This is a genomic window from Paraburkholderia graminis, assembly GCF_003330785.1.
GTDB lineage: Bacteria > Pseudomonadota > Gammaproteobacteria > Burkholderiales > Burkholderiaceae > Paraburkholderia > Paraburkholderia graminis.
In genome coordinates this window covers 1941223-1960059 of record NZ_CP024934.1, presented here as the reverse complement: position 1 = coordinate 1960059, position 18837 = coordinate 1941223, and the positions used below count along the sequence as shown (strand labels likewise).

Below are 18837 nucleotides of genomic sequence, written 5' to 3'. Positions count from 1 at the left end.
TCCGATTGAAGCCGTGCTAATTGCAATTACGCTTTCCGCTTTGCTAAACCGGACGCTCGGCCGCGGCGAAAAACGTGTCTCGGAATGAGTGAATGTCCTTCTACAGGTATAGATAAAGCGTTATTAAAATTCGCGCCGCAAGGCTGCAAAAATCTCAAAATGTATCGGTCAAAATTTCGGAATTTTTTGTGAATTTTGTGGGGTGTTTTTACCGGAATAGCGGCTTTGACCATGCTTTTGCGCCTTCATGACGAGTAACGGCGGCCTTTCTGTCGCTTTCCGGCGATGCCCGCGCGGGCTTGCGCCGTCATAATTCTCGTGCAGGCGCCGCGGTAAAAAAATAGCCCGCCGTTAATTTCCGCATAATTTTTCTTTTTATAAAATAGCCGCGACATTTTTTGTTCATCAAGACGTTAGCTCTATTCGGCTTATATATAGTTTCCAATTAACGGGCTTTTATTCATTTCGGTCTTCGTGATAAAACTGGACGCATCCATCCAGTCCCGAGGAGTCCATCATGACCGCTCCGGTTACGGCCACGTCCGCCGACACCCGGCCCACCCAGACGACGTCCGCGCACGTCAAACTGAAGGTTCATCCCGTCATTCTCGCGGGCGGCTCAGGCACGAGGTTGTGGCCGATGTCGCGCGAACAGCATCCCAAGCAGTTGATCGGCCTGCTCGGCGAAGACTCGCTGCTGCAGTCCACCACGCGCCGTCTCGACGCGCTCGAGGCCGGCTATCCGCTCGCCGGGCAACTCGTCGTGGTGGCCAACGAGGAACAACGCTTCACGACCGCCGAGCAATTGCGCACGAGCGGCAAACCGACTCGCCTGATTCTCGAACCGGTAGGCCGCGATACGGCGCCGGCGCTGACTGTGGCCGCGCTATCCATTGCTGCGCAGGACGAGGACGGCATCATGGTGGTGATGCCCGCGGATCACGCGGTCACCGATCTCGAAGGCTTTCACGCCGCAGTCGCCGCGGGCGTGCAGCATGCGGCGGCGGGTCAGATCGTCACAATGGGCATCGTGCCGACGCGCGCGGAAACGGGCTACGGCTACATCCGCATTGGCGCGGCTATCGGTACGCCTGGTAATCCTGATGAAACGCAAGCGGCTGACGCTGTGGATGCGAGTGCTTCAGTCACCGCGCACAAGCTCGATCGCTTCGTCGAAAAGCCGCATCTCGAACTCGCGCAACGCTATGTCGAATCGCGCGAATACTGGTGGAACAGCGGCATTTTCATCATGCGTGCATCGACGTGGTTGAAGGCGATCCGCCACTTTCAGCCGGCCATTCACGACGCCTGCGAAGCGGCCTACGCGGGCGGCAAGGCGGACGGCGACTTCTTCCGCCTGCAACGCGATGCGTTCAGCGCGTCGCCGTCCAATTCGATCGACTACGCGGTGATGGAGCAACTCGGCCAGGACCAAAGCGCGGCCTCGGGCGTGGTCGTGCCGTTGCAGGCGGGCTGGTCGGACGTGGGCTCGTGGGACGCCATCTGGGACATCTCCGAGAAAGACGCGGAGCAGAACGTGGGCCGCGGGCGCGTGATGTTCGAAGGCGCCTCCTCCACCTTCGCGCATTCCGAAGGACGCCTGATTGCCTGCGTGGGCACGCAGGATCTCGTCGTCGTCGAAACGGCCGACGCGATTCTCGTCGCCGACAAATCGCGCGTGCAGGACGTAAAGAAAATCGTGGGCCGCATTCGCAGCGAAGGCGGCATCGAAGCGGCCAATCATCGCAAGGTGCATCGCCCGTGGGGCAATTACGATTCCGTCGATACCGGCGAGCGTTTCCAGGTGAAGCGCATTGTCGTGAAGCCGGGCGCTCGCCTCTCGCTGCAAATGCATCATCACCGCGCCGAACATTGGATCGTCGTGCGCGGCACCGCGCTCGTCACGCGAGGTGAAGAGCGCTTTATCGTCTCCGAAAACGAATCGGCTTATATCCCGCTCGGCGTCACGCACCGTCTCGAGAACCCGGGCAAGATGCCGCTCGAAATGATCGAGGTGCAATCCGGCTCGTATCTCGGCGAAGACGATATCGTGCGCTTCGACGACACGTACGGACGCCAGTAAAGCCCTGGGTCACACATCAGGCACGCGAGGTCGGTTGCGGGAACAGCGTTGAATCACAGCGAATGAAGCGGGATCCTGCGGCGGTTGCTCCAGACTGCCGCGGGGTGCTGCGTGCTCATCCCGCGTGGGAGATGAGTTCTGTGTACGACGGATAACGTTCTGCTCGATCTGCTGCGGCTGGATTGGCGGGCGTTGCGGTTGCTGCGCCTGGTGCTGCGACTGCGCCTGATGCTGCATTGGCTGATGCGTTTGCGCTAGTCATCCCGCCATTCACCGCGCTGCCGACGGCAGCAGCGGCGGGTTCGCTCGTGTAGCGCCGCAGCGGTCCGCGAAACGCATTCAACGGACCATGCAACGGCGCTCCATGATGCGCGGCGACGGACTCGGGCACATGACGCATGCCCGCCGCCATCGGACGAGCCGGCGGCGCGGTATACGGCGAGTGAGCGGCAGACACGTCCGACGTGTACACGGGCTTGTGCATCTGCGTGTGCATCGGCGCGCCGTACGCTTGCGGTGCCCGTACCTGCGGCGCCGCATAGGCCGCGGCCTGCATCGCGCATTCACGATCGATCCACTGCGCGGCCCACTCGAACGCATAATGCTCGGCCGCCTCGGCGTCCGTAAAGCGCGGGCCGACGAGGCCCGAACGCTCGACGCGCTTGCCGTCCTTCATGATCTCCGCCCATGCGCGATACATCGCGTTCGGCACCCGCTCGGCGGCGACGTAGATCAGATAGCCGTGCCGCTCGGCGACTTGCCGCCCGCGCGGCGCGAGAGCCGTCGACAGCGGGCTGCGTTGCAGCGCCGCTCCCGAGATTCCGCGCGCCGATGCGATGGCCGCGTCCAGACCCTGCATGGCTGCACCGACCGCGCCGGCTTCGTTCATCGCGCGCAAGTCGGCACGCAGCGCCGGGCGCGGCGCATAAGCGACCGATGGAGTCGGCAAAGCCGGCGCACGCGCGATGGCATGTGCGGCTTGTGCAGCGTAGGCATCTTGCCGATCCTGCGCGACGACGGGCGCGGCGTGGTCGAAACCCGCCAGTTGACGCGTGATATCCGCGATCGGATCGGCCGAACGCCAGGGCCGCGCGTGCGACGCCTGAGCCTCGTGCAGCGCGTTGGCCGCGTGGCCGTTCGTGCCGGGCGCCTGCCACGACTCGGGGCTTTTCCACGACACGCCGCGCGGACTCTCGTCACGCATGCTGGTTGTATCCGCGACAGGCGCTGCGGGTTTGGCGGCGACGGGCGGCGCCGGTTGAGGCACGTAGGCGAACGTGCGCCCCGTTCTGGACAGAAGCCGAACCATCTCGAGCAGCGTGCCGTTCAGTTGCCATTCCTCGAAACGGCGCCGGCAAGTGGGCCCCGACGGATAACGGCCTGGCAGCTTCGACCAGGGCTCTCCGGTAGTGAGGATCCACAAAACCGCATTGGCCACGACACGTGGGTCGGCGCGAGGCCGCCCACGTCGGTTCAGACGGACGGCCGGCTCATCGGAGACAAGCGCAGATAGCAGCGCCCATTCGTCATTGCTTAGCTCATCGAAAAACATGGATTTTCTCCACGCAGCCTGGCCGGGCCGCGGCTTTGGGTGGACCACAGATTCAGCCTTCACGATCCGTGTGTCACCCTCGGTTGCACAAATATGTCTTGTACGTTCTGTTGGCTGGTCAACCCCGCCCTGTGTTAGTGCGGTTTATCCCTATTGCGAAGCACAAAACGTGGTCTCACTCGTGCATGGGAGAATTGTGCACGAAGCATACCATCACCAGGGTTTGCGTGAATATCGGCGAGACAAGTGTTACGGATAGAAACAAACTTATGCTTTTCACTCGCTTAATTCACGTCATGCCGTAACGGAAATGCTTCATGCGATAGCGACGGAATTGCTATTGTCCACTCGACAGCCGGCGAAAAAGCACAGCCAATGCGCGCTAAAGGCCTGCTAAAAAATGCGGCAGACACGCCGAATAAGCCGCCCGAATTCGACCGCATCACGGCGCAATAATTCAGGCATTCTTTGTCTGTCTGCCGGTGTGGCAGGTTCGTTGCACGCGCATCGAGTCAACGGTGCCAACGCTTGATGACATCGATGTGGCAACGCAGGCGAGCCGCTCGCTTGGGGCGTCGCCCGCGTGGTGTGTGGAACGGCTAGCGCACGGGATTCGCCGCGCCCTCGCCCGCCACGGTTTTCCATTCGCGTACGCGCCAGCGTGTAACAAGCCCCGCTCGCACGTACGGATCTGCCTGGGCGAAGGCTTCGGCGACGCGAGGCGTGTCGCTGTTAAAAAGCAGCATGGCCGTGTCGACCGGTTCGGTCAGCGCACCGCCCAGCATCAGTTCGCCGCGCCCCGCCGCTTCCCATGCGAGTTTCAGATGCGCATCGCGGTACTCACCACGCCGTTCCAGATAGTCGGGCACGAGGTCATAGATCAATAGATAGTGCATGACGAATTCCTCCTTAAAAAACACTACTGCGCCGGTGGTGAACGGACACGGCAACCTGTCAATAGCCGTTAAGGATTTCCCTGCGAATTTCCTTACCAATTGCCATTCATGTGCTAGCGCAGCAAATGGACAATGCAGCAAAACAATGCAGCGCGAATTTTTCAACCGCTCGCAGTGGGCGATACGGTAGCGAATTGCAGTCCGATTGCATCATCGTTTAATCTGCAATGCATAACATAATCGCGTGTCCGGATTCGCTGCAATTCAACGCCAATCGGCCTGAAATACGCACTCACTCCGCCTGGTCAGGGAAAACCAGCGGGCGCGGCTGTCAACGCAAACGCGGTTTTGACCGTTGATGCAGACAGCATTTGCCATAATGGACTTGCCGAGGGCCGGATGCCGGATCCCGTCGACGCCCACGTGCATGAAGACCAAAAACGTTTCCACACCGATGGAGTGTCACATGAAAATCCAATCCGCAATCGCTTCCCTGGTACTCGGCGCCGTCCTGGTTTCGCCGGCATTCGCGCAGAACAGCCAGCAGACGAAGATGGCCGACTGTAACAAGCAGGCCGGCGACAAAAAAGGCGACGAGCGCAAGGCGTTCATGAAGACGTGCCTGTCGGCGAAACCGGCCGCCGCGCCGATGAGCCAGCAGGACAAGATGAAGGTATGCAACACGCAAGCCACCGGCAAGAAAGGCGACGATCGCAAGGCGTTCATGAAGAGCTGCCTGTCGTCGGCGCCGGCTAACTGAACTTGGCTTAAACCCAACCAGATTCGACCAGGCGGGTTTCCAGCACGCTCGACCATGCGCCGCGCGCTTCGCGCGGCGCATGCGGTTCGCATCGGACTCTCGCATCGGACTCCAGCATCCCACTCTCGCATCCGATCTTTCGCACCACACCCCCTACGCTTTTCCGCTCCGCGCTTCGCCCGCCCTTCACAGTCCTCTCGCCCGAACGCGCCGTTTTTCTTCTATGATGGCTGCGGAGACGGCCCACCCCACACAACATTCATACGGGCCGCCATCTTGTCGTTGATGCCGCAAAGCATCGATTGGAGGCAAGGATGGTATCGAAGCATAAAAACCGCTGGTTGAGGCGGTGGCTGGTCGTCATCGTGTTCTGGGCGGTGCCCGTGGCGATCGTTGCTGTCAGCGAGATTCGCGAGGAGATGGCGTACAACGCCGTCGACCTGGACCGCGCGCTGACCACCTGGAATTTCACCGACGCGCAACGTGCGGCCGGCGCCCCCGCGCGCTGCCACGGCAAGCCGGACGAGGCGCAAGCCGCCGGTTGTCCCGCCGACGTGCTCGCGGCCAACGCGCCGCGTCAGCAGGACGCCCGCAATGAATACAGCGTGCGCCGCTCCACCCTGATGGCTTATCTCTGGCATGCGTTCGTCGGCTACTGGATCGTGCCGGCGCTCACGCTGTTTGTTATCGGCGTGTTGATCGGCGCGGTGCGCCGCGCGCTCAGGCGGCCACCGGCGGTCAAGAGTCCGGCCAATCACGGCGGATAGCGCGCGCATCTGACTTCAGATTTGCGGCGTCGAGACAACAGTTTCGCGCCGATCGCGACAGAAAATGCGAAGCGCTGGAGTCGGTAAAAATGGGCGAATGCGGCGATTTTGGCTCGCGTGCCCGGCGGCTCGACCGAGCGCGATCCGCGGCACGGCGGCCCGTTTTCTGCGCGTTGATGCGGTCGGCGAGCGTCGCCCGGCAGCCGGTCAAATTTACAGAAGACTCTTTTCGATTTGCCTCAAAGCCCCGCCGCATAAGGCTTTGAGGCTTGCGACCGAGGGCGCGTTTTGGCGTGCCGTGTGATATAACTCAGAGGCGACCGCGCGATTTGTTCGCGGTCGCGCCCCGGAACCATACGGAGAAAAACGATGCAAAGACGACACTTCATGTTGAAGACTACCGCTGCGCTCGCTTTCGGAGGCCTTGCTCTCGCCGGTTGCACAACCAACACCGGCGGCCACGACACCGCCGCCACCGATTCGTCCAAACGCCGCTCGATCGACGCCGACGTCGACGGCACCATGTCGCGGCTGTACACGACCGTGAAGGGTTCGCGCGAACTCGTCGCCAAGGCGCGCGGCGTGCTGGTGTTCCCGTCGGTGCTGCAGGCGGGCTTCATCGTCGGCGGGCAATACGGCGAAGGCGCGCTGCGCGTCGCCGGCACCTCAGTCGGCTACTACAGCACGGTTTCCGGCTCGTTCGGGCTCCAGGCGGGCGCGCAATCGAAGGCCATCATCTTCCTGTTCATGACGCAGGATGCGCTCGACAAATTCCGCAATGCGGACGGCTGGTCGGTCGGCGGCGACGCCTCCGTTGCGCTCGTGAAAATGGGTGCGAACGGCGCGATCGATTCGAACACGGCAACCGCGCCGGTCGAGGTCTTCGTGCTGACCAACGCCGGGTTGATGGGCGACCTGTCGTTGCAAGGCACCAAGGTTTCGCGCCTGAAGATTTGACGCCGAAGGGTTGGCCCCGGCGGTTTGTGTCCGCGGGCCGACTCTGTGAGCGTGACAATGGCTCGACGAGCCGCCGCTGCGTTGGTTGCGGCGGTATAGCGTCTTTGCGGCGGGACACGCAATGTGTCCCGCTGGGCCTAGGGTTGTGGAACGCAACCGTAGTAATGCAGCCATCGCGACAGTTGAGTTGCCGCGAGCGCGCCTAGTGCGCTATGCCGGCATCGGCTCACCGCACACGCGGCACAGCCTCTCGCAGTAAAAAGCCGGCGCTCGCCACGAGCGCCGGCTTCGTTTCTCTCTCCTGTTTTCGCTCAATCCCGCTTTGTCTGATCGCGCGAGCAAACCAGACAGCAGCATCGCGCGCCCACTGGCCGCGATCAACGCCCCGAGCTATCCACCACCTTGAAGCGCGAACGCTTCTGCGCGCGAATCACCGACTGATACGCATCCACGTATTGCTGCGCCATCCGGTGCGACGTGAAGCGCTCTTCGAAGCGCTGCCGCACGCCCGCACGCGACATCTTGTGCAGACGGTTGACCGCCGCGACCGCGCCGATCTCGTCTTCGACGATAAAGCCCGTCAGCCCGTCTTCGAGCACTTCCGGCACCGAGCCGCGGTTGAACGCGACGACCGGTGTGCCGCACGCCATCGCCTCGATCATCACGAGGCCGAACGGCTCCGGCCAGTCGATCGGAAACAGCAGCGCATGCGCGCCCGACAGGAACTCCGCCTTCTGATTGTCCGCGATTTCGCCGATGAACTCGACGTACGGCAGGTCCAGCAGCGGCCGGATATCGCGCTCGAAATATTCCCGATCGGCGGCGTCGACCTTGGCGGCGATGCGAATCGGCATGCCGCAGCGACCGGCAATGCGGATGGCCGTATCGACGCGTTTTTCCGGCGAAATACGGCCGAGAAACGCCAGGTACTTTTGCTCGACCGGCTGCGGCGTGTAGAGATGCTCGGGCAAGCCGTGATAGACGGTGGTGAGCCAACGCGCCTGCGGCAGCGGATGGCGCTGCGCATTCGAAATCGAAATTACCGGCGCCGAGCTGAACGTGTCGAACACCGGCTGCTGTTCGGGTAGGTCGAGACGGCCGTGCATCGTCGTGACGAACGGCGTGTCCTGGCGCTGAAACACCGAGAACGAGTAATAGTCGAGGTGAAAATGCAGGACGTCGAACTGCTCGGCCTGGCGGCGCACCAGTTCCATCAGCAACATATGCGGCGCGACGCGATCGCGAATGCCTGGGTCGAGGCGCAGCGCGCGCGGCCACACCGGCTCCAGTTTCGCACTCGTAACGGAATCGCCGCTTGCGAACAGCGTCACATCGTGGCCGAGCTCGACGAGCGCCTCGGTGATGTACGACACGACGCGCTCCGTGCCGCCGTATAGCTTCGGCGGCACCGATTCGGTCAAGGGGGCGATCTGCGCAATCTTCATAGTTGTCTCCGTGAACTGACAGCTCGTGGCCCGGCTTGTTCCGAGGCCGCGTTTTGCGGCGCCGTCAGTGGCGCCCTTTTGAGCGCCGGTCTTCGATCAGTGCACCGCGGCAGCACGCGCGCACCATAGGCATCGGAGCATTATTCCCTGGCAGGGACTAAAAAGCGCCCGTTATTGCATTTCCTGGGCGCTGTTACATTCAGCTTACAAGCGGCCTGGCACCGAAATAAACGCCGCATCGCACCGCGCGATTCAGCGCGACGGCCACTTCCAGGCCGGCATGTCGCGTTCGTCGGCGTCCGCGAGACGCGTGGCGCCGAAATGCTTTTCCAGCACCAGCGATTCGCTGGCGTCCTCGCGTTCGAGCGCCGCGATCAGCCGCGCCGCATGCGATACGACGAGCACCTGCGAGTGCGCGGCGGCCCGCGCGATCAGCCGCGCGAGCGCCGGCAGCAGATCGGGGTGCAAACTGGTTTCAGGCTCGTTCAGCACCAGCAGCGCGGGCGGGCGCGGAGTCAACAGCGCGGCGACCAGCAGCAGATAGCGCAAGGTGCCGTCCGACAATTCCGCGCCCTTCAGCGGACGCAGCAGGCCGTGCTGCTGCATCAGCACTTCGAAGCGGCCGTCCTGCGAGGCAATCTCGAGCCGCGAGCCGGGAAACGCGTCGTCGATGGCAGCGTCGAGCGCGCTCGAATCGCCGATTTCGCGGATGGTCTGCAACGCGGCGGCGAGGTCCGCGCCGTCGTCGGAGAGCACCGGCGTATGCGTGCCGACTTGCGGCATGCGGGCGGGGGCGTCGACGTCGGTCCGGAAGTGATCGTAGAAGCGCCACGAGCGGATCTGTTCGCGCACCGCGATCATCTCAGGCGCGGAGCGCGGGTCGGCGAACTCCGTCATCATGCTGTCGAAACTCGCGACCGGCTGCGGCACCGTTTGCCACTCGCCGCTTTCATCGCGCGTGCGTAACGCCGGACCCTGCCTGTCGACGAGCAATGCGGACGGCCGCAGCACCGGCCCGCTCCAGATGCATTCGCGCTTGACGACGGGATCGAGCATAAAACGGGTGCTCTTATTGAGCAGCGGCAGCCCGAGATCGATCGCATAACTAAACTGCTCGCCCGCGAAACCGAGCCTGAGACTCACCGGCGTCTTGCGTGCCGTGGGTTCAACCTCGAATTCGCCGCTCAGCACGCCGCGCGAAAAGCGTTCGGGACCGGCCCATAAGGTGGACGGCAGGCCGCCTTCCCGCGCAAGCGACGTAATCACGCCGCCGCGCGCCGTTTCCGCAAGCAGACGCAGCGAACGGTAGACGCTCGATTTGCCGCTGCCGTTCGCGCCGGTAATGACGTTCAGCCGGCCGAGCGGCACGATCAGTTCGCGCAAAGACCGATAGCCCGCGATGGCGAGCGCACTCAGCACGCGGCCATCCGAAGATACGAAGCTTGTGGACGCACGCGCGCCTTGCTAGCCGACAACCTCCGCTGCCCGAGGTTGAAGGTTGCGTATTGCCGCAAGCTCATTACCTGTGCCCTCCGCCCGCGGCCGGTCTTTGTATCGGCACGCTGCGCAGGTCGCGCAGGAAGCTGTCGCGCCACACGCCCAGATCGTTCTTGCGCAGCGCCGCCATGTTGATCTCGTGACGCCGCTGCCGTGCGTCGAGCGGCATTTGCAGCGCCCGCTGCAACGCCTCGCACATGCCGATCGCGTCATGCGGATTGACGAGCAGCGCGCCTGTCAACTCAGCCGCCGCGCCCGCGAAAATCGACAGCACGAGCACGCCCGGATCGTCCGGATTCTGCGCGGCGACATATTCCTTCGCGACCAGGTTCATGCCGTCATGCAACGGCGTGACGAAACCGATCTGCGACTCGCGAAACAGCGACATCAGTTTCCAGCGGTCGTATTGCTGATTCAGATAACGGATCGGCGTGTAGTCGAGGCCCGAATAGCGGCCGTTGATACGCCCCGCTTCGTACTCCAGGTCCTGGCGGATCTTCTGATAGGTCGCGACATCCGACCGCGTGGGCGGCGCGATCTGCACGAGCGTGACATTGCCGCGCCATTCGGGCGAGCGTTCCAGCAGATGCTCGAACGCGCGAAAACGTTCGACGAGCCCCTTCGAATAATCGAGCCGGTCCACGCTCATGATCAGCTTGCGGCCTTCCAGGCTCTGCTTCAGGTCGAGCACGTGCTGACGGCTTTCGTAGCGCTTGGCCTGTTCGGCGATCTCGTCGGGAAACACGCCGATGCGGTAAACGCCCGTGCGCAGCTTCCGGCCGAACGCCTCCACCATGCCGTTCGACACCGTGCCACGCGCGTGGCGCGTCACGTAGTCGTGAAAAGCCTCTTCGTCGGTCGCGGTCTGGAAACCAAGCAGGTCGTAGCACGACAGCGACTTCACCAGTTCCTCGTGCGGCGGAATATTCAGCAGGATTTGCGGCGACGGAAACGGAATGTGCAGGAAAAAACCGATGCGATTCGTGATGCCCTCGCTGCGCAGCGCCTCGGCGAACGGGATCAGATGGTAGTCGTGAATCCAGATGACGTCGTCGGGTTCGAGCAGCTTGATGAGCTTGTGCGCGAGCCACGCGTTGACGCGCCGATAACCGGCATATTCCTCCCGCTCGTAGCGCGCGAGGTCGTTGCGATAGTGGAACACCGGCCAGAGCGTCGCGTTCGAAAAACCGCGGTAGTACTGGTCGTAATCCTTGCGCGTGAGGCCCACGGTCGCGAAGGTCACCGCGCCGTCCTGTTCGAGCGTGGGTCCCGCGTTGGCGACGGTCTCGCTGACCACGTCGCCGCTCCAGCCGAACCACACGCCTCCCGCGTCTTTCAGCGCGCCGAACACGCCGACGGCGAGGCCGCCCGCCGATCCTTTGGTTTCCGTCGGCGTAGCGACGCGATTCGACACGACGATCAGTCGGCCCATGTTGCAAGTCCTCCTTGTTTCGCGCGGCATCTGCCAGGGTGCAGCCCGCGCCCGCCACGCAGCGGACGCGTCGACATCGTTTTGCATGGTGCACGCCATGCCGCGCCAGGTTTATTCAATGAGTGGACGGTTCGACCCTTTGGCGAACGATCGGTTGCATCGTTTAGCCGGTTGGCCAGGGCAGATAGCGCACGGCGCGCACATTTCAGCGAATTCGGTTGCGCGCTTCCGATCGTCGCAGCACTGCCTGCCAACGTTCCGCGCAGCGTCGCGCGGATTCTGACTTCGCGCTAGGCCGTTTCCTTCACTTTGTGCGGCGACCCAGCCGCCGACGACGGCCCAGGCCCAGGCCGGCTTGCCACCGGGTCCGCCTCAGTATGCGCCGCCGTGCTGCCGGCCGGCGTGCGCGTGCCGCGCGGCACCCAGTCGAGCGGTTCGCCCTTGCCGTTTTCGAGTTCCGCCGACACCTCCGCGCGCGCCCGCGGCAAATACTGCGGATAGTGCTTCTGGATGAAGTCGAGCAGCCCCTCGCGCACGCGGCAGCGCAGGTCCCAGTTCAGACCCGAATCGAGCGAACTGACGAGCGCGCGCAACTGCATCGAGCGCTCGGTGCCTTCGGTGACTTGCAGCACCTGCACGCGACGGTCCCACTCGGGCGCCGCTTCGACGATGCGCGCGAGTTCCTCGCGCAACGGCGCGAGCGGCATCCGGTAATCGACGTACAGAAACACCGTGCCGATGATCTGCGAACTGCTGCGCGTCCAGTTCGAAAACGGATTCTCGATGAACCATTGCAGCGGCACGATCAGCCGCCGCTGGTCCCACAGACGCACCGACACATACGTCCCGGTAATCTCCTCGATGCGCCCCCACTCGCCCTGAATGACGACGACGTCGTCGAGGCGGATTGGCTGCGACAGCGCGATCTGCAAGCCCGCGATCAGATTGCCGAGCACCGGCCGCGCGGCAATACCGGCGACCAGACCGGCGACGCCCGCCGACGCCAGCAGGCTCGCGCCGATCTGCCGCACGTTCGGAAACGTCATCAACGCGCCGCCGACGCCGACGATCACGATCACCAGCATCACCGAGCGCGCCAGCACCCTCGCCTGCGTATGGATGCGGCGCGCGTGGAGATTGTCGGCGGTATCGAGCGGATGGGCCTGAATGATCGCCTCGCCGATGGCCGCCGCCGAGCGCACCGACAGCCACGTCAATGCGCCGATCAGCGCAATGGCCGCGGCGTCGCGCAACGGGCCGATAAAAGTGAGCGTGTCCGGCGCCTCCCACCAGACGGCTTCGAGCGAGAGAATCAGCAGAACGAACAGCGACGGCTTGTCGATATAGCGCAGCACGACACTCGTGAGCGGATAAGGCCGCGCGATCCGCGTGACGATGCGCGCGCCCACGCGGTGCGCGCCGATCGCGATCAGCACGGCGATGACCGAGACCAGCAACGCGCCGGGCCAGGTATGCAGCGGCGCTTCGGCGATGTGGTCCAACTGGTCGAGTCGATCGAAAAAAGCCATATAGGACAGTTTCCTCCTCGCTTGGATGGGGACAGGCCGGCCGCGTGTGACGCGGCGACGGCGTAGAGATGAGGCGCCCGGCCGGCACGCCCGCGAAAGCGCGGATCAAACGATGCGCCCCGCTATCAAAGCCGGCTGCGACCGCGCAAAGCGGCGCCCCGGCTCATGTTGAACGCGTGCACGGCATACGGCACACGCGGTGAGCAAACTCAGTGACAAAAAACCCGTGACAAAAACCCATGACAAAACAACAAAGCTGGCGACCCGCACGCCTCGCGACACGAGGCCGCAAACCGCGCCGGCTCGAATCAACTCAACTCAAATCAGCTTCCGCTTTTGCAAGGAAACGCCTTGCCGAGCCCCAGCGAAATCGCCGTGCTCGCGTTATAGCCCGCCACAATCGGATTTTCCGCGATGTATTTGCGCACCGCATCCGTCAACTGCGCCGAACGCGCGTCTTGCGGCAGGCAGAAGTACTGGCCGACGCGCGGCCCGGTCGTGCCGCCGATTGCGTCGATCGTGTTGAAAATGCCGTCGGCGGCGCCTTCAATGTACGCGGCGCATGCACTGCGCGACGCCACGTCGGTCTTCGTGCACAGCTTGTTGAGGTCGCCTCCCGTAAACGCGGCCGCCGACAACGGTACGGCAAACGCGCTGGCGAAAATCAAAGCCCGCAGCATGGTGTTCCTTTCCAGGTCGTTTATCAGGCGGTCTGTTGCCGCATCCCGAGGGCGCGCACACGAGAGGCGCGCCAAAGTCGTCATTCTGCACTGTTTTACGGGGCCGCAGCAGGCAGCCGCCGCTATCTTCAGGCATATAAGCGGCAAAACGCGCACAAGCCGCTTCGCCGCGCGCCTTACTTCTGCTGCATCTGTTGCAGGCGGGCGGTGAGGCCCTCGACCACGTCCGGCTCCTTGTAGGTCTTCGCGAAATCGAGCGCGGTCAGGCCGATCTGGTTCTTCACGGTCAGGTCCGCGCCGTTGTCGAGCAGCAGCTTCACCGTCGACACATGGCCGCCGCGCGCGGCCATCATCAGCGGCGTGGTGCCGTTCGGGGAGCCGGCGTCGACGTAAGCCGAATGGTCGAGCAGCAGTTTCACGATGTCGTCGTGGCCGTTCGCGGCGGCGTAGTGCAGCGGCGCCCAGCCCTTCTTGTTGACTTCGGCGTCTTTCGCGATCAGTTGCTTGACGAATTCCAGGTCGCCGTTGAGCGCGGCCATCATCATCGCGTTCTCGCCCGCCTTGTCCTCGATTTCAACGTTGGTCTTCGGATTCGCGAGCAGCGCGGCGCCGACCTTGTCCGACTTCTCGCGCGCGGCGAGGACCAGCAGCGGCATGCCCTGGTTGTCGACGCTGTTCGGGTCCATGCCCTTCGCGAGCAATTTCTTGACGCCGTCGACGTCGTCGAATTTCACCGATTTGATCAGCGAGTCGATCGGCGCGGCTACAGCCGGCGCGGCGATCAGCGAGCTCAGCGCGGCACAGGCGAATGTGGCGGCCAAGGCGGCGCGCGACAAACCGCGGCGGACGGACGAGACTGCCGTGGCCGTCGTGTCAGCGGTATGCGGTGTGTGGGTTAATGTGAAATATGTCATATTTTACTTTAGGGCTAAGCCCTATCCTATTGATTTATTTACATTCTCTACGCGCCAGCCGGCGCGGGAATCTTGAAAAGGCGGAAGAAGTTTTGCGTCGTCGCGGCGGCGAGCGCCTCGTCCGTCATCTCGCGCTGCTGCGCGATGAAACGTCCGACATAACTCACGTACGCAGGTTCATTGGGCTTGCCGCGATACGGCACGGGCGCCAGATACGGCGAATCGGTCTCGATCAGCAGCCGCTCCAGAGGCACGCGACGCGCGACGTCCTGCACGTCCGTCGCGCTCTTGAACGTGACGATGCCCGACAGCGAGATGTAAAAGTTTTGCGCAAGCGCCTGCTCGGCGACGCTCCACGGCTCCGTGAAGCAGTGCATGACGCCGCCCGGCTCGCTCGCGCGCTCCTCGGCCATGATGCGCAGCGTGTCTTCCGACGAAGAACGCGTATGGATGATGAGCGGCTTGCCGGTCGCATGCGCGGCGCGGATGTGCGTGCGAAAGCGCTCGCGCTGCCATTCCATATCGGCGATCGAGCGGCCTTCCAGGCGGTAATAGTCGAGCCCCGTTTCGCCGATCGCGACCACTTTCGGATGTTCGGCCAGCTCGACCAGTTCGGCGACGCTCGGCTCGCGCATGTCCTCGTGATCGGGATGCACGCCCACCGACGCATAAACGTTGTCGTGCCGGCTGGCGATTTCAAGAACCGACGGCAGCGTTTCCAGATCGACCGACACGCACAGCGCATGCGTGACCGCGTGGCTGCGCATGTTCTCGAGCACCTGCGGCAGACGGTCGGCGAGTCCTTCGAAATTGATGTGACAGTGTGAATCGACAAACATGACGATGTCCTGCAAAGGAATGCCTGAGGCGGATCAGCTTGCCGCGCCCTGCGCGTCGAGCCGCTTGCCGAGAATCACCAGATCGCGCTCGACGCCGTCCAGCACGGCCACGCGCGGCAGCGACCCCCACGTGTCGAAGCCGAAACCCCGAAAGAGGCGCAGGCTCGCGTCATTGTGGCCGAAGATGAAACCGAGCACGGTGTCGATGCCGAGCGCCGGCGCCGCCGCGAGCGAGGCCGCCAGCAACTGCTTGCCGAGGCCCTTGCCGCGCGCGCGCTCGTCCAGATAGATGCTGACTTCCGCGGTGCGCTGATAGGCCGGACGGCCGTAAAAGTCCGAAAAGCTGAGCCAGCCGAGCAGGCGGCCGGGCGCTTCGGCGTCGTCGACGACCCACAGCGGACGTTTCTGCGGCCCGTGCGCATGAAACCATGCCAACCGGCTCTCGACGCTGACCGGCTCCAGATCGGCCGTCACCTGGCGCGACGCGACCGTCGAGTTGTAAATGGCGACGATCGCGGGCAGATCGTCGAGCGTGGCATCGCGGTAAGACAGGCTCATGGTGCTTTCGGATTGGAATGAGAGGCTGGGTAAAAAAATCAGAAACGGTTCTTCAGACGACGCTTGCGGCATGGACGGCATGGCGCTTCGTGAGCGTCATGCAAAAAGCTCGCGGTAGCCCAGAAACAGCTCCTCGAACACAAGCCGCGCGTTCAACGGATGATTTTCGACCGCGCGCTGCCGCGTCACGGTCCGCATGAAGCGCGCGAACGCGCTCGCGTCAGCCTGCGACGCGCAACGCGTCAACGCCGCCGACGCCTGCGGAAAGTAGCGCGGCGCGCCGGCCGCGCGCTGGGCGAGCAGATCGTACATCCAGCGCTGCAGCCAGCCGAGCACGAGCGGCACCGGCAGCTTCTGCAGCGCCTCGCCGCACGCAAAGGCGTCGCACTCGGGGCCCGCAGCCAGTTGCTTGAGCGTCCAGTCGCGCAGCGTGCGGTTTTCGTCGCTGGCGAGGGCGAGCGCGGTGAGCGGTGCGCCGCCCGCCTCGGCGAGCAGCGCCGGCGCTTCGGCCACGCCTTGCGCCGCGAGCCATTGGGTGGCGGCTTCGGGTGACGGCATGCTCATCGGCCATTGGCGGCAACGGCTGATGATGGTGGGCAGCAACCGGTCGATGCGTGCCGACACCATCAGGAACACGACGCCCGCTGGCGGCTCCTCGAGCGTCTTCAGCAGCGCATTGGCCGCGGCGATGTTCAGCCCTTCGGCGGGATACAGCACGACCACGCGCGCGCCGCCGCGATGCGAGCCCACGCCGACGAAGTCGAGCAAGCCGCGAATCTGCTCGATCTTGATCTCCTTGCTGGGTGCACGCGTTTTCTTGCCCTCGTCGGCGTCGGCCTTGTCGGCTTTATCCGCTTTGTCGTCGGCGCCGTAGCCGAGGCCGGCCTCGGCGGCCAGCGCCTCGGGCACCACGATCCGGTAATCGGGATGGTTGCCTTGCACGAACCAGTTGCACGCGACGCACGCGCCGCACGGCTCGCCGTTCTCGCGCTGGTCTTCGCACAACAGGCCCTGCGCGAGGTGCTGCGCGAAGCGCAGCTTGCCGATGCCCGCCTGGCCATGCAGCAACAACGCATGCGGCCAGTGGCCGCGCAACTGCTGCAGGCGGTTCCAGTCATCGGCTTGCCACGGATAAATCATCGTTTGTCTTTTCGAATCAATCGGTTGGGGACGTTATTTGATGCTTTGCCGGAGCTTTGGCGTGCGCTCGCCTGGATTTGACATTACCTTGGCAGAATCAAAGACTTGCAATCAACTCTTCAAGCTGCTTCTGGATACGGACAATGCTCTGCGAAGAGTCAATGATAGCGAAACGATACGGTGCTTCTTCCGCCCGGCGCAGATATTCGGTCCGCGTGCGCTCGAAAAAAGCCGCCGATTCGCTCTCGAAGCGATCCGGGTCGCGCGCCGCGCTGCGCCGTTCGTTGGCAATTTCCGGCGCGAGGTCGAACAGAACGGTCAAATCCGGCTGGAAGCCGCCCTGCACCCAACGCTCGAGCGTTTCCAGCTTGTCGCGCGGCAGCCCGCGCCCGCCGCCCTGGTAGGCAAAGGTCGCGTCGGTGAAGCGGTCGGACAGCACCCAGTCGCCGCGTGCGAGCGCCGGCTCGATCACTTCCGCCAGATGCTGGCGGCGCAGCGCGAACATCAGCAGCGCCTCGGTTTCGAGATCCATCTTTTGATGCAGCACGATTTCGCGGATCTGCTCGCCAAGCGGCGTGCCGCCGGGTTCGCGCGTCATGACGACCGCGCGGCCGGTGGCCGCCACCTTCTGTTCCAGCCGCTCGCGGAACCAGGCGAGATGCGTCGTCTTGCCGGCGCCGTCTATGCCCTCGAACGTGATGAATTTGCCGCGCGCCATTTATTGCCCTCGAATGTATTTGTCCACGGCCTTGTTGTGATCGCCAAGGTTGTCGGAAAAGATGCTGCTGCCGTCGCCGCGCGACACGAAGTACAACGCGCTCGTTTGCGCCGGGTTCATCGCCGCCTGCAGCGACGCGACGCCGGGCAGCGAAATCGGCGTGGGCGGCAGGCCCATGCGCGTGTAGGTATTGTAGGGAGTGTCCGTCTGCAGGTCTTTTTTGCGGATGCGGCCCGCGTAGCTCTCGCCCATTCCGTAGATCACAGTCGGGTCGGTCTGCAGCGGCATGCCCACGCGCAGACGGTTCGCGAACACGGCCGCGACCATCGGACGGTCCGACTTTTTGCCGGTTTCCTTTTCGATGATCGAAGCCATGATCAGCGCCTCGTACGGCGTCTTGTACGGCAGGTTCGGCGCGCGCGCGAGCCATGCTTCATCGAGACGCACGCGCATCAGACGATACGCGCGGCGATACACGTCGAGGTCGCTCGTGTTCTTGTCGAACAGATAGGTGTCCGGGAAAAAGAGCCCTTCGCCGTTGCCGATCGACGCTTCCGGTGCGCCGATCGCGCTCATCAGCTGCGCGTCGTTCATCGCGACGCTGTCGTGCTTGAGCGCCGGATTCGCGTCCAGCTCGGCGCGCATGCGCTTGAACGTCCACCCTTCGATGATGGTCGCGACGTATTCGTTGACGTCGCCGCGCGCGATTTTTTGCAGCACTTCGTAGGGCGTCACGCCGGTCTTGAATTCGTAATTGCCGGACTTCAGCTCGCTTTGCAGGCCGAGCAGCCGCGTCATCACGATGAATAGCTCGGGCTCGACCGGCACGCCGCCGCGATTGAGCTGCAGCGTGACGCTGCGCAGGCTGCTGTGCGGTTTGACGGTGACGTCGAGTTGCGCGGGATTCAGCTCGAGCGGGCTGTTGGCCCAGTGGTATCCGCCAGCGATCGCGGCTGCGGCCAGCACGAGGACAATCGAGCCGGCAACCAAACATTTCTTGAAGAGGGACATGAAAACGTGGCAGGGTTGGACTGCATATAATACTTGTTTGCCTTAGCTAAAGTCAGAAT

At 63.4% G+C, this 18837-nt stretch carries 17 protein-coding genes; 4 read left to right on the top strand and 13 right to left on the bottom strand.

Going from position 1 to position 18837, the window contains the following annotated elements:
* The first annotated feature begins 517 nt into the window (after positions 1-517).
* Entirely contained in the window at positions 518-2083 is a 1566-nt protein-coding gene (locus CUJ91_RS08760) for a mannose-1-phosphate guanylyltransferase/mannose-6-phosphate isomerase (protein ID WP_114156118.1), read from the top strand.
* Positions 2084-2198: 115 nt separating this feature from the next.
* Here the strand turns inward: CUJ91_RS08760 and CUJ91_RS08755 are convergent, their stop codons facing one another.
* On the bottom strand, positions 2199-3635 hold the full coding sequence (locus tag CUJ91_RS08755) for a transposase (protein WP_114156117.1): 1437 nt from the start codon (positions 3633-3635) through the stop codon (positions 2199-2201).
* Positions 3636-4234: 599 nt separating this feature from the next.
* Positions 4235-4531: a YciI-like protein gene (locus tag CUJ91_RS08750; RefSeq protein ID WP_029968407.1), complete on the bottom strand. Its 297-nt coding sequence runs from the start codon at positions 4529-4531 to the stop codon at positions 4235-4237.
* Positions 4532-4997: 466 nt separating this feature from the next.
* Here CUJ91_RS08750 and CUJ91_RS08745 point away from each other — a divergent pair, with 466 nt between their 5' ends.
* From CUJ91_RS08745 to CUJ91_RS08735, 3 genes are all read left to right on the top strand, one after another.
* Positions 4998-5291 (top strand): PsiF family protein, encoded by a 294-nt coding sequence (locus tag CUJ91_RS08745; RefSeq protein WP_006048987.1) that lies wholly within the window; start codon positions 4998-5000, stop codon positions 5289-5291.
* Positions 5292-5605: 314 nt separating this feature from the next.
* Positions 5606-6058, top strand: a complete 453-nt coding sequence (locus tag CUJ91_RS08740) for a hypothetical protein (RefSeq protein ID WP_114156116.1) — start codon at positions 5606-5608, stop codon at positions 6056-6058.
* Positions 6059-6427: 369 nt separating this feature from the next.
* Positions 6428-7015, top strand: coding sequence for a BPSL1445 family SYLF domain-containing lipoprotein (locus tag CUJ91_RS08735; RefSeq protein WP_006048985.1), 588 nt, complete (start codon positions 6428-6430; stop codon positions 7013-7015).
* A 377-nt stretch (positions 7016-7392) separates the two neighbouring features.
* Here the strand turns inward: CUJ91_RS08735 and CUJ91_RS08730 are convergent, their stop codons facing one another.
* The 11 genes from CUJ91_RS08730 to mltG all read right to left on the bottom strand — a co-directional run bounded on the left by CUJ91_RS08730 (position 7393) and on the right by mltG (position 18778).
* Positions 7393-8460, bottom strand: coding sequence for a glycosyltransferase family 4 protein (locus CUJ91_RS08730; RefSeq protein WP_006048984.1), 1068 nt, complete (start codon positions 8458-8460; stop codon positions 7393-7395).
* 252 nt (positions 8461-8712) lie between these two features.
* On the bottom strand, positions 8713-9879 hold the full coding sequence (locus tag CUJ91_RS08725) for an AAA family ATPase (protein WP_114156115.1): 1167 nt from the start codon (positions 9877-9879) through the stop codon (positions 8713-8715).
* Between the two features lie 100 nt (positions 9880-9979).
* A complete protein-coding gene (gene otsA, locus CUJ91_RS08720) occupies positions 9980-11389 on the bottom strand; it encodes an alpha,alpha-trehalose-phosphate synthase (UDP-forming) (protein WP_006048981.1) in 1410 nt (469 codons plus the stop codon).
* A gap of 290 nt (positions 11390-11679) precedes the next feature.
* On the bottom strand, positions 11680-12918 hold the full coding sequence (locus CUJ91_RS08715) for a mechanosensitive ion channel family protein (RefSeq protein WP_114156114.1): 1239 nt from the start codon (positions 12916-12918) through the stop codon (positions 11680-11682).
* A gap of 323 nt (positions 12919-13241) precedes the next feature.
* Positions 13242-13598 (bottom strand): Rap1a/Tai family immunity protein, encoded by a 357-nt coding sequence (locus tag CUJ91_RS08710; RefSeq protein ID WP_006048979.1) that lies wholly within the window; start codon positions 13596-13598, stop codon positions 13242-13244.
* Between the two features lie 176 nt (positions 13599-13774).
* A complete protein-coding gene (locus CUJ91_RS08705) occupies positions 13775-14512 on the bottom strand; it encodes an ankyrin repeat domain-containing protein (protein WP_029968403.1) in 738 nt (245 codons plus the stop codon).
* Between the two features lie 47 nt (positions 14513-14559).
* Entirely contained in the window at positions 14560-15351 is a 792-nt protein-coding gene (locus tag CUJ91_RS08700) for a TatD family hydrolase (protein ID WP_029968401.1), read from the bottom strand.
* Between the two features lie 33 nt (positions 15352-15384).
* A complete protein-coding gene (locus tag CUJ91_RS08695) occupies positions 15385-15909 on the bottom strand; it encodes a GNAT family N-acetyltransferase (protein ID WP_114156699.1) in 525 nt (174 codons plus the stop codon).
* Between the two features lie 96 nt (positions 15910-16005).
* On the bottom strand, positions 16006-17049 hold the full coding sequence (locus CUJ91_RS08690) for a DNA polymerase III subunit delta' (protein ID WP_029968397.1): 1044 nt from the start codon (positions 17047-17049) through the stop codon (positions 16006-16008).
* A gap of 97 nt (positions 17050-17146) precedes the next feature.
* Positions 17147-17767, bottom strand: a complete 621-nt coding sequence (gene tmk, locus CUJ91_RS08685) for a dTMP kinase (protein ID WP_114156113.1) — start codon at positions 17765-17767, stop codon at positions 17147-17149.
* Entirely contained in the window at positions 17768-18778 is a 1011-nt protein-coding gene (gene mltG / locus CUJ91_RS08680) for an endolytic transglycosylase MltG (RefSeq protein WP_029968395.1), read from the bottom strand.
* Positions 18779-18837 lie beyond the last annotated feature (59 nt).